We start from the raw sequence: 11676 nt of genomic DNA on the forward strand, positions 1-11676 counted from the left end.
TAAGGCTGCATTGGCCAAATCATTCCTTCGGCTGATTTGACCGGCGCAGTCGCACACTACAGTGACGCCACGCCTTGCAAGCCCTCGCCTCAATAAAAGGGATATTTATGCTGCAGACCCGTCTCCTCAAGCCCGCCGACGACGCCTATGCCTACCCCCTGCTGATCAAGCGCCTGCTGATGTCGGCCAGCCGCTACGAAAAAACCCGTGAGATCGTCTACCGGGACCAGGTGCGGCTGACCTACGCCCAGTTGAACCAGCGCATCGCGCAGTTGGCCAACGTGCTGAGCGAAGCTGGGGTCAAGGCCGGTGACACCGTGGCAGTGATGGACTGGGACAGCCACCGCTACCTTGAGTGTATGTTCGCCATCCCGATGATCGGGGCGGTGGTGCATACCATCAACGTGCGCCTCTCGCCCGACCAGATTCTTTACACCATGAATCATGCCGAAGACCGGCTGGTGCTGGTCAACAGCGACTTCATCGAGTTGTACCAGTCCATTGCCGGCCAGCTGACCACGGTCGAGCGCACCGTGCTGCTGACCGATGGGGCGGACACCCAGGCGGCCTTGCCTAACCTGGTTGGCGAGTATGAACAGCTGTTGGCTGGCGCGAGCACGCAGTACGATTTCCCCGACTTCGACGAACACTCGGTCGCCACCACCTTCTACACCACAGGCACCACGGGCAACCCCAAGGGGGTGTATTTCACCCATCGGCAACTGGTCCTGCATACGCTGGCCGAAGCCTCGGTCATGGGCAGCATTGACAGTGTGCGGCTGCTGGGTAGCGATGACGTGTACATGCCCATCACCCCCATGTTCCACGTACATGCCTGGGGTATTCCGTACGTTGCGACCATGCTGGGCGTCAAGCAGGTGTACCCGGGGCGTTACGAGCCCGAGATGCTGCTCAAGCTGTGGCGCGAAGAGCGGGTCACCTTCTCCCACTGCGTGCCCACCATCCTGCAGATGCTGCTCAACTGCCCTCACGGCAAAGGTGTGGATTTCGGCGGTTGGAAAATCATCATCGGCGGCAGTGCGCTGAACCGTTCGCTCTACGATGCGGCCTACGCCCGCGGCATTCAGCTGACAGCGGCCTATGGCATGTCCGAGACGTGCCCGTTGATCAGTGCCGCGCACCTCAACGACGAGCTGCAGGCCGGCACCGAAGATGAGCGCATCAGTTACCGCATCAAGGCCGGTGTACCGGTGCCGCTGGTGGAGGCGGCCATCATCGATGCACAAGGGCGTTTCCTGCCCGCCGACGGTGAAAGCCAGGGTGAACTGGTGCTGCGCGCGCCATGGTTGACGCAGGGCTATTTCAAAGAGCCGGAAAAGAGCCAGGCCTTGTGGGAGAACGGCTGGCTGCACACCGGCGACGTCGCCACGCTCGACAGCATGGGTTTCATCGACATCCGCGATCGCATCAAGGATGTGATCAAGACCGGCGGCGAATGGCTGTCTTCGCTGGATTTGGAAGACATGATCAGCGCGCATCCGGCTGTGCGGGAAGTGGCGGTGGTCGGGGCTGCCGACCCGCAGTGGGGCGAGCGCCCCTTTGCCCTGGTGGTGGTGCGCGAAGGCCAGGCGATCGACGCCAAGGCACTCAAGGAGCACCTCAAGCCGTTCGTGGAGCAAGGGCGCATCAATAAGTGGGCCATCCCCAGTCAGGTCGCCCTTGTTACTGAAATTCCCAAGACCAGTGTCGGCAAGCTCGACAAGAAACGCATCCGCCAGGACATTATCGAGTGGCAGGCCGGTAACAGTGCCTTTCTGTCCACCCTGTGAAAGCGGGCATGCGGCAATCTGTCCCGGGCCAACCCGCATGCCAGAGCGGTGCAGTGCTTGCCAAATTGCGCAAATGCGCCATTCTTCGGCACGGCCGGGGCGCAGTCGGAGCACACAGCACCGCCCTGGCGGCACGGAGCGCAAATCACACTTTAGAGGGATCGAGCGCCTGTGCCTTGCTGGCTATAGTCGGGGCCAGGGGCTTTCGGGAGGGGAGGGTGAGCAGGCGCAGGCTTGCACACCGGTCGTTCGGGCCATTCCTTGAAGCACCACTGCCATAACAAAAAAGAACATGGAGTAGCGTCGATGAAATCTGCAAACCCGTTCTGGCGCAGGGCCAGGTTGCCCATGGCTGTAAGCCTGGCGTCCACCCTTGCCAGTCCCGCTTTCGCGGTCAGTTTCAACATCGGTGAAATCGAAGGCCAGTTCGACTCGTCGCTCTCCATCGGCGCCAGTTGGTCCACGGCCAACCCCAACCGCAACCTGATCGGAGTCAACAACGGCGGCAAGGGCCTTTCGCAAACGTCCGACGACGGCCACCTCAACTTCAAGAAGGGCGAGACCTTCTCCAAGATCTTCAAGGGCATCCACGACCTGGAGCTCAAGTACGGCGATACCGGCATCTTCGTGCGCGGCAAGTACTGGTACGACTTCGAACTCAAGGACGAGGGCCGGCGGTTCAAGGACATCAGCGACTCCAACCGCAAGGAAGGGGCCAAGTCCTCGGGTGCCGAGCTGCTCGACGCCTTCGTCTACCACAACTACTCCATCGGCGATCAGCCGGGCTCGGTGCGCCTGGGCAAGCAAGTGGTCAGCTGGGGCGAGAGCACCTTCATCGGCAGCGGCATCAATGCCATCAACCCGATCGACGTGTCGGCGTTTCGCCGGCCTGGGGCCGAGATCAAGGAAGGCCTGATTCCGGTCAACATGTTCTATGTGTCCCAGAGCCTGACCGACAACCTGTCGGCCGAGGCCTTCTACCAGCTCGAGTGGGACCAGACCGTCGTCGACAACTGCGGCACCTTCTTCTCACAGCCAGACATCATTGCCGACGGCTGCACCGACAACCTGCGCGTGCTCAACAGCAGCCGTACCGTGCCTGCCGCCGCTCGCCAGTTCCTGGCCACCCGCGGCGTCAACATCAACGAAGAAGGGGTGATGGTGCGCCGTGGCGGCGACCGCGATGCCCGTGACAGCGGTCAGTTCGGCGTGGCCATGCGCTACATGTTCGAACCGCTGGACACCGAGTTTGGCGCCTACTTCATGAACTACCACAGCCGTGCGCCGATCTTCAGCGCAACCGGCGCATCGCCTTCGGTCTTCTCCGCCATCCCGGCCCTTCCAGCGCAGTTGCGTGCACTGGCACCGTTGATCGTGGCTGGCAACTCCAAGTACTTCGTCGAGTACCCCGAAGACATTCGCCTGTATGGCCTGAGCTTCTCCACCACGCTGCCCACCGGCACCGCCTGGAGCGGTGAAATCAGCTACCGCCCCAACGCACCTGTGCAGCTCAACACCACCGACATCCTGTTCGCCGGTGTGCGCCCGCTGGGCGGCGCCTTGAGCAACGCGTCGCTGCTCGATGGCGTGCCTGGTCAGGACCTGCATGGCTACCGGCGCAAGGAAGTCACTCAGTTCCAGACCACCCTGACCCACTTCTTCGACCAGGTGATGGGCGCCAGCCGCATGACCGTGGTGGGCGAGCTGGGCGTGACCCATGTGGGCGGCCTGGAAAGCGCCTACGACACACGCTACGGCCGCGATCCGGTGTTCGGCCCTGGCCCGTTGCCCGCCACCGGTGGGGCCAATACCTGCCAGGCGCTCAACACCAGCACCATTGCTGGCGCAGGTGCCGGTGCCTCGACGGCCAACCTGAACCGCAAGTGCGAGAACGACGGCTACACCACCAGCACCTCGTGGGGCTACCGCGCCCGGGTCATCTGGGACTACAACGATGTGTTCGCAGGCGTCAACCTCAAGCCGAGCGTGGCCTGGTCTCATGACGTCTCCGGTTACTCGCCAGGCCCAGGCGGCAACTTCGAGGAGGGCCGCAAGGCCGTCAGCCTGGGGCTCGATGCCGAGTACCAGAACACCTACACCGCCAGCCTGTCGTACACCAATTTCTTCGACGGCAAGTACAGCACCGTGGATGACCGCGACTTCCTCGCCCTCAGCTTCGGCGTGAACTTCTAAGCATACGGATCCAGGACGACACGACATGAACAACACCAGAAGTCTGCTGCAAGCCGGTGTGCTGGGCCTGTCCCTGCTGGCAACCAGCGTGATGGCGGCAGTACCGGCCGGCGAAGCGGCCAAATTGGGCAACACCCTGACCCCCATGGGCGCAGAAAAGGCCGGCAACGCCGATGGCTCCATCGGGCCCTGGCAGCCGCTTTCGAAGACGGCCGGCAGCGTCGATGGCAAAGGTTTCCTCGCCGACCCCTACGGTACCGAGCAACCGCTGTTCACCATCACCGCGCAGAACGCCGACCAGTACAAGGACAAACTGTCTCCAGGCCAGATGGCCATGCTCAAGCGCTACCCGGACACCTACAAGTTGCCTGTCTACAAGACGCACCGTGGGTCAACGGTACCGGCCGAGGTGTTCGCTGCAATCAAGGAAAACGCCACCCAGGCAACCCTGGTGGAAGGTGGTAACGGCCTGAACAACTTCCGCACGGCAGTGCCGTTCCCCATCCCACAGAATGGGCTGGAAGTGATCTGGAACCACATCACTCGCTACCGCGGTGGCAGTGTGAGCCGCCAGGTCATCCAGGCGACCCCGCAGCAGAATGGTTCCTTCAACCCGGTGTCTTTCTCTGATCAGTTCGTGTTCCGTGATCGGATGAAAGACTACGACCCCAACAATCCAGGCAACATCCTGTTCTACTTCAAGCAGGAAGTGACCGCGCCGGCACGCCTTGCAGGCACCGTGCTGCTCGTTCACGAAACCCTCGACCAGGTCAAGGAACCGCGCAAGGCATGGATCTACAACGCCGGCCAACGCCGCGTACGTCAGGCGCCGCAGGTGTCGTACGACGGCCCGGGGACGGCTGCCGACGGCCTGCGCACCTCCGATAACCTGGACATGTTCAACGGCGCTCCGGACCGCTATGACTGGAAGCTCGAAGGCAAAAAGGAGCTGTACATCGCCTCCAACGCCTTCAAGCTCGACGACCCGAAGCTCAAGTACGCCGACATCATCAAGGCAGGGCACATCAACCAGGACCTGGCCCGCTACGAGCTGCGCCGCGTCTGGCATGTGGTGGCCACACTCAAGCCCGGCCAGCGACATATCTACGCCAAGCGTGACTTCTACATCGACGAAGACACCTGGCAAGCTGCCGTGATCGACCAGTATGACGGGCGCAACCAGCTGTGGCGCGTCTCTGAAGCCCATTCGCAGCCGTACTACAACGTCGAGGTACCATGGATCACCCTGGAAGCCATCTATGACCTGCAATCGGGGCGCTACCTGGCCTTGGGCATGAAGAACGAAGAAAAGCGTGCCTACAACTTCAACTTTACTGCCAGCAAGGCCGACTTCCAGCCTGCGGCCTTGCGTCAGTCGGGCATCCGCTGACAGCGAAGCCATAAAATGATGGGGCCACGCTCGGTGGCCCCATCGCGCCCATGCAAGGGTGCCAGTCCCAGCAGATGCGCCAGGCCGGTGCGATAAACCGTCTGAATACCCCGCCAAAGCCCCCATCCCAGCCTGCGTCGACCGGCGCTGTTGCTTTTTGTCGTAGTCTTTTTCCGACGCAGTCTCCCCGCCAACTTCAAATGCAGGGCGTTAACCGCTAGTCTCGCAACCACCCTTACGCCGTATTTTTCCACCCAGAACGAGCCGGCCATGACAGATCTGTCCCGTACGCATGGATGCACCAGCCAGGCCGTGGGCCTGATGGACGAGCATTTCTTTCGACCGCCCTTGCCCGACGGCCATGTCCCGCGTCAGCGTCTGTGCCAGCGCCTGCAAGCCGGGCTGGGCGGGCGGTTGCTGCTGATCAGTGCGCCCGCGGGCTTCGGCAAGAGTTCACTGGCCATCGAGTTCTGCGAGACGCTGCCTGCCCACTGGCGCACGCTGTGGTTGGGCTTGAGCCAGCGAGATGCCGATCCCGGGCGCTTTCTGGAGCGTCTGCTCGACGGGTTGCAGCAGCACTGCCCAGCCATGGATGGGCAGGCGATGGCGCTGTTGAAGATGCGCCAGCGCCACCAGCCGTTCGCGTTCGAGCCGTGGCTTGGCACGGTGCTCGACGCGTTGGCGCTGAACCTGCGCAGTGAGTCGCCCTTGCTGGTGGTGCTGGACGATTACCACCTTGCCCAGGGGCCCGTCCTGGACCACTGCCTGCAATTCTTCCTGAACCACTTGCCCGCAGGCCTTGTGTTGCTGGTGACCAGTCGTCAGCGCCCGGACTGGCACCTGGCACGCCTTCGCCTCTGCCGGCAATTGGCCGAACTGAACGAGCAGGACCTGCGACTGACCGCCGAGGAGTCGCTGGCGGTGCTGGGGCGCAGGCCCACTGGCCTGCGTGGCCAAGCGCTGGACAACCTCATCCAGCGCAGCGATGGCTGGGTGGCCGGGCTGCGTTTCTGGCAGTTGGCCGCCAGCGAGTCGAGCGATGAAAACGTTCTGCCCCAGGCGTTGCACGGTGGCGAAGGCCTGATCCGCGATTATCTGCTCGAAGAAGTGATCGACATACTGCCTGCGCCTGTGCAGCGCTTTCTCGACGAGACGGCGTGCCTGGAACGCTTCTGCGCGCCTCTATGCGACGCGGTACGGCTGCAACAGGACAGCAACGCAATCCTGGATTTTCTGCAATCGCACCAGGTGTTTCTGGTGCCACTGGATGAGCATGGCCGGTGGTTTCGCTACCACCACCTGTTCTCCGATCTGCTTCGCAGCCGCCAGGCACGCGAGCCTTTGACCGAGCGGCACCTGCGTGCCTCTTGCTGGTTCCAGGCCCAAGGCTTGCTGGATGAGGCGGTGGAGCAGGCGTTGCGCGGGGGCGACCTGAACGCGGCGGCCGACCTCGTGCAAAGCCTGTCCGAAGAGCAGTTGCTGGCCGAGCAGAACGTCGCCATGTTGCTGCGTTGGAAAATGGACCTGCCTGACAGCCTGCTGGTCAGCACACCGCGCCTGATCGTGTTGTACAGCTGGGCCCTTGGCCTGGCGTGCCAGCTCGACGCTGCCGAGGAACTGGCAAGCCATCTGGGGCGCTTTCTGCCGGCGCCTTCTGCCACTGCCCAGAAGTCCATGCTCGCCCAGTGGCTGGCACTGAGCGGCGTGATCGCCAGAGGCCGAGGCGATCGTGAACGCACCCTGACTTGCTGCACCGAAGCACTGCAGAGCCTGCCCTGCAAACGGTATGGCCAGCGCCTGGTGTGCCTGTCGACATTGTCGAACCTGGCAATCGCCGAGGGCGACTTCTGGCGTGCGCGCGGTTGGAACCGAGAAGCGCTGGAGCTGGCGCAGCGCGTGGGCAACCCATTGTTCGAGGCCTTGGCCCACTATGACAGGGCCCGGGTATTGCACGCCCGAGGCGAGGTTGTGCGTGCACTGGGCGAAGTGCGCGAAGGGCTACAGCGTTTGCACGGGTTGTCCGCACAGCGGTTGTATGCGATCCGGGCGCGGCTGACCTTGTACGAAGGGTATCTGCTGGTCGCACACCTGTGCCCGGAGCAGGGGCTTGCTCGGCTGCGTGGTGGCCTGGGCGAGGCACGTGCCTGCCGCGACATCAGTGTGCTCATCGGTCATTGCGTGATTGCCATGCTCGACGGCCGGGAAGGGCGCTTTGCCGAGGCGTTCACGGAACTCGCCGAAGCCGAACGTCTGATGCATATCTGGGATGTGCCCCCGGTGTACTACCTGGCGATGATCACCCTGGTCAAATGCGAGCTCTGGCTCGCGCAAGGGCGCATGGACCTCGCCGAATCCTGGCTGTCGCGCCTGGGGCAGACCTACGGCGGCGCGCAGGCGGCACTGGCGCCCGAATTTCACCCGTTGTTGCCCTGCCATGTCGCTTTGCAGCAAGCCGCGCTCGACCGCATTCAGGGGCGTGAAGCAGAGGCGGCGCGCAACCTTGAACAGCTTGCCGAGCGCGGCCAGGGTTGTGGGGGCATGATGTTGACGGTCAGCGCCTTGTGCCCCTTGATCGCCTTGCACCTGGATCAGGGGCATCAGGCGCAGGCAGCACGCTTGCTGCCGACACTGCTGCAGGCGGCCAGGGGCGGTGTGTTGCAGCCGTTTCAGGAGCTGCTGCAACGCTACCCGCAGTGGCTGCGCGAGCAGGTCCAGAGCAGCGAAAACTGTCCAGTTCGGGCCCAGTTGCTCGAGCGCTTGCCCGGCTTGCCATGCACCAGCGCCAGTGCTGATGCGCTCAGTAGCCGCGAGCGGGCAGTGCTGGAGCTGATCGCCCAGGGCTGGTCGAACCAGCAGATCAGCGAGCGGCTGTTCATTTCGCTGCACACGGTCAAGACGCACGCCAGCCACATCAACAGCAAGCTGGGGGTCGAGCGCCGCACCCAAGCCGTGGCCAGGGCCAAGGCGCTTGGCTTGCTGGAGTGAGAGTGGCAGGGCGTGCGGCGGGTAGCTAAAATGCTGGCCTGATGCCATCTTGCAAGTGGCGCGTACACCTCGCTTATCTTTTCCGACCGCCTGCCGATACAGCGTTCGGTGGTTCGCCTCGTGCCATCTTTCCATTTCTTCCAGGGCAGGTCGTGTTGATGCTGCAGTTCGGGCAAAAGAGTTTTCTGATCGTTGACGACTTCACCGACTTTCGCACGTCGACCCGCTCCATGCTGCGCGAGCTGGGCGTTCGCGACGTGGACACCGCCGACAGTGGCGAGCAGGCGCTGCGCATGTGCGCCCAGAAGCGTTATGACTGCATCCTGCAAGACTTTCACTTGGGCGATGGCAAGAAAAACGGCCAGCAGGTGCTCGAAGACCTGATCATCGACAAGCACATCAGCCACGAATGCGTGTTCATCATGGTCACCGCCGAAAGCAGCCAGGCCATTGTGCTCAGCGCCATCGAGCACGAGCCCGACGCCTACCTGACCAAGCCCTTCAACCGGGTAGGCCTTGCCCAGCGGGTGGAAAAACTCTACCAACGCAAGGCACTGCTAAAGCCGATCCTCCAGGCGCTGGACCGCAATCGCCCTGGTGAAGTGCTGGCAGCCTGCGCCGAGCTGTGCAAGCGCGACCCGCGCCTGGCGCCGCTGTGCCTGCGCTACCGGGCCGATGCGCTGCGCAACCTCAACCGCTTCGAAGAACTCGAGAAGTTTCTCAAGGCCATTCTCGCCAGCCGCCCGCAGCCCTGGGTGTACGCGGCATTGGGCAGCTTGATGCACAAGCGCGGGCAGCTTGCCCAGGCCCAGGCCGTCTACGAGCAGGCGCTCAAGGCCTTCCCGATCATGCCCAGTCTCTACGATGGCATGGCCGATGTGCTGGAGGCGCAAGGCGAAACCAAGCGCGCCCAAGGGCTGTTGGAAGAGGCCGTGCGCCTCTCGCCGTTATCGGTTCGGCGCCAATCGAAGCTGGGCAAGCTGGCGTTGGCCAACGAAGACTTCGACAGCGCGTCCAAGGCGTTCCGGCATGCCGTGAATCAAGGGCAGAGCTCACGCTACAAGGACGCCGAGAATAACCTGGGCCTGGTGCAGGCGTTGATGAGCCGCAATGCAGGCTTTGGCCTGGACGCGCGCACCCGGGTCGAGATCAACACCACGCTCAGCGAAGTGGCCAAGGAAAACCCGGAAGACCAGGGCCTTCAAGTGCGTGCCCGCATGATGAAAGCCGCCAGCCTGCAGCAGGCCGGTGACCCGGAGACCGCTGCCAAGCTGACCGACCAGGCCGTCCAGCGCCTGGAAAAGATGAACCAGTTCTTCTCGGTCGATGCGGCCCTGACCGTTGCTCGGCAATTACAGGCATCGGGGCAGGATGCCGCGGCCATCGGCGTGCTCAGAAGCTGTGTGGAGAGTTATGGCGACGACCCCAAGGTCATGGAACGAGTAGGCCAGCTGACGGATGACCCCAGCGTGCTGAACGCCATTACCGAAGCCGTCACGCTCAATCGTCAGGGCGTGCGCAGTTACCAGGGAGGTCAGCTCGGCGAGGCGTTGCAGCTGTTCCGTAAAGCGTTGGGCCTGCAGCCCAGGAACATCAGTATCGCCCTCAATACCGCCCAGGCGCTGCTGCGCATTGGCGGAGAGAATCCTCAGCCTGCGATCATGCAGGAGTGCCGCGACGCCTTGACGAGCGTGGCCGGTATCCCCGCCAGCGATAATCGCTATGACCGCTACCGCAAACTGCATACCCGGGTGTTCGGCGCATGAATCTTGATAATCAGGGGCTGGATTTTTCCACGGTGATCGCCTCCACCGTGCACGACCTGAAGAATTCGCTCTCGGCACTGATCCAGTCCCACAGCCAGTGGGTCCAGCGCTTGCCTGAAGAGCTGCGCGGTGGCGCGGAACAGGGGGTGATGGAACATGAGTTCCGGCACCTTAATGGCATGCTGGTGCAGTTGCTGGGCTTGTACAAGCTCGGCGTTAATCAACTGCCGGTGTGCCCGGACTACCACGAACTCGACGACTTCATCGAAGCGCAGTTGGCGGCCCATGAAGAAGTGCTGCAACACAATGCCATCGAGGCGAACTGGCGCATCGATACCGATAATCCCCTGGGCTTCTTCGACCGCGAACTGGTGGCCTCGGTGGTGACCAACGTCATCACCAATGCCACGCGGTTCGCCGAAAAGGCCCTGCTGATTACCATCGAAGAGGCAGACAACCAACTGGTCATCTGCATCAACGATGACGGGCCCGGCTACCCGGCGCGCATGATCGAACGGCAACAGGAATACATCCAGGGCATCGACTCCACCAGTGGTAGCACGGGCCTTGGCTTGTATTTCGCTGCGCGTATTGCGGCCTTGCATGAAAGCGGCGGCGTACAGGGCCGCATCGACATCTCCAACGGGGGTGCGCTTGGAGGCGGCCTATTCCGGTTGTACTTGCCCTGAGGAGTGAGCAGGGCGGTGCAGAAATGCGCAGGCGGGTGCGGAATTTTCACCCGGCAAGACACTCCAAGCCTGACATAGAGCCGTTCCAGACCTACGGCCTACATGATCAATACGAGGAGCTTGCCCATGTTCACCATGCGTCGCCTGATTATCGTCGCAACCACTGCTGCCCTGATGACCGGCTGTGCGGGGCAGAACCCCTATGAGAACCAGGGGCAAGATGGCGGCGGCATGAGCAAGACCGCCAAGTACGGTGGCCTGGGTGCCCTGGCCGGTGCCGTGGCCGGCGCCGCGATCGATCACAACCACCGTGGCAAGGGCGCACTGATCGGCGCTGCGGCCATTGGCGCCGCGGCGGCCGGCTACGGCTACTACGCCGACAAGCAGGAAGCCGAACTGCGCGCGAAAATGGCCAATACCGGTGTCGAGGTTCAGCGCCAGGGCGATCAGATCAAACTGATCATGCCCGGCAACATCACCTTCGCCACTGACTCGGCCGACATCTCGCCGAGCTTCTACGCGCCGCTGAACAACCTGGCCGGCTCGTTCAAGCAGTTCAACCAGAACAACATCGAAGTGGTGGGCTTCACCGACAGCACCGGTAGCCGCCAGCACAACATGGACCTGTCCCAGCGCCGTGCCCAGGCAGTCAGCAGCTACCTGACCTCCCAGGGTGTGGACGCCTCGCGGGTCACCGTGCGTGGCATGGGCCCGGATCAACCCATCGCCAGCAACGCCGATGCCAATGGCCGCGCGCAGAATCGCCGCGTGGAAGTGAACCTCAAGCCTATCCCTGGCCAGCAATACGACCAGCAGCAAGGCCAGGTTCAGCAGTATCCCTGACCGAGTTGGGGGGGCGCTTG

General features: G+C 62.8%; 7 protein-coding genes. All 7 read left to right on the top strand.

The window, feature by feature from the left end; translation table 11 throughout:
* Positions 1 to 107: 107 nt before the first annotated feature.
* On the top strand, positions 108 to 1790 hold the full coding sequence (locus tag CRP40_RS00155) for a fatty acid--CoA ligase (protein ID WP_027916602.1): 1683 nt from the start codon (positions 108 to 110) through the stop codon (positions 1788 to 1790).
* Between the two features lie 306 nt (positions 1791 to 2096).
* Positions 2097 to 3983 (top strand): DUF1302 domain-containing protein, encoded by a 1887-nt coding sequence (locus CRP40_RS00160; RefSeq protein ID WP_027916601.1) that lies wholly within the window; start codon positions 2097 to 2099, stop codon positions 3981 to 3983.
* A 25-nt stretch (positions 3984 to 4008) separates the two neighbouring features.
* Positions 4009 to 5373 carry a DUF1329 domain-containing protein gene (locus CRP40_RS00165; protein WP_027916600.1) on the top strand — a complete coding sequence of 455 codons (1365 nt, stop codon included), beginning with the start codon at positions 4009 to 4011 and terminating at the stop codon, positions 5371 to 5373.
* A gap of 270 nt (positions 5374 to 5643) precedes the next feature.
* On the top strand, positions 5644 to 8358 hold the full coding sequence (locus CRP40_RS00170) for a LuxR C-terminal-related transcriptional regulator (protein WP_027916599.1): 2715 nt from the start codon (positions 5644 to 5646) through the stop codon (positions 8356 to 8358).
* A gap of 158 nt (positions 8359 to 8516) precedes the next feature.
* Positions 8517 to 10124, top strand: coding sequence for a tetratricopeptide repeat-containing response regulator (locus CRP40_RS00175; protein ID WP_027916598.1), 1608 nt, complete (start codon positions 8517 to 8519; stop codon positions 10122 to 10124).
* Positions 10121 to 10813 carry a HAMP domain-containing sensor histidine kinase gene (locus CRP40_RS00180; RefSeq protein WP_027916597.1) on the top strand — a complete coding sequence of 231 codons (693 nt, stop codon included), beginning with the start codon at positions 10121 to 10123 and terminating at the stop codon, positions 10811 to 10813. Before CRP40_RS00175 ends, CRP40_RS00180 begins: the two co-directional genes overlap by 4 nt.
* Positions 10814 to 10939: 126 nt before the next feature.
* On the top strand, positions 10940 to 11656 hold the full coding sequence (locus CRP40_RS00185) for an OmpA family protein (protein WP_027916596.1): 717 nt from the start codon (positions 10940 to 10942) through the stop codon (positions 11654 to 11656).
* The last annotated feature ends 20 nt before the right edge of the window (positions 11657 to 11676 follow it).

Origin of the sequence: Pseudomonas sp. URMO17WK12:I9 (genome assembly GCF_900230165.1) — a bacterium.
GTDB lineage: Bacteria > Pseudomonadota > Gammaproteobacteria > Pseudomonadales > Pseudomonadaceae > Aquipseudomonas > Aquipseudomonas fulva.

What these genes read in the sequence shown, in the direction of transcription:
- CRP40_RS00155 (WP_027916602.1), top strand. Translation starts at nt 108, where the DNA reads ATGCTGCAGACCCGTCTCCTCAAGCCCGCCGACGACGCCTATGCCTAC.
- CRP40_RS00160 (WP_027916601.1), top strand. Translation starts at nt 2,097, where the DNA reads ATGAAATCTGCAAACCCGTTCTGGCGCAGGGCCAGGTTGCCCATGGCT.
- CRP40_RS00165 (WP_027916600.1), top strand. Translation starts at nt 4,009, where the DNA reads ATGAACAACACCAGAAGTCTGCTGCAAGCCGGTGTGCTGGGCCTGTCC.
- CRP40_RS00170 (WP_027916599.1), top strand. Translation starts at nt 5,644, where the DNA reads ATGACAGATCTGTCCCGTACGCATGGATGCACCAGCCAGGCCGTGGGC.
- CRP40_RS00175 (WP_027916598.1), top strand. Translation starts at nt 8,517, where the DNA reads ATGCTGCAGTTCGGGCAAAAGAGTTTTCTGATCGTTGACGACTTCACC.
- CRP40_RS00180 (WP_027916597.1), top strand. Translation starts at nt 10,121, where the DNA reads ATGAATCTTGATAATCAGGGGCTGGATTTTTCCACGGTGATCGCCTCC.
- CRP40_RS00185 (WP_027916596.1), top strand. Translation starts at nt 10,940, where the DNA reads ATGTTCACCATGCGTCGCCTGATTATCGTCGCAACCACTGCTGCCCTG.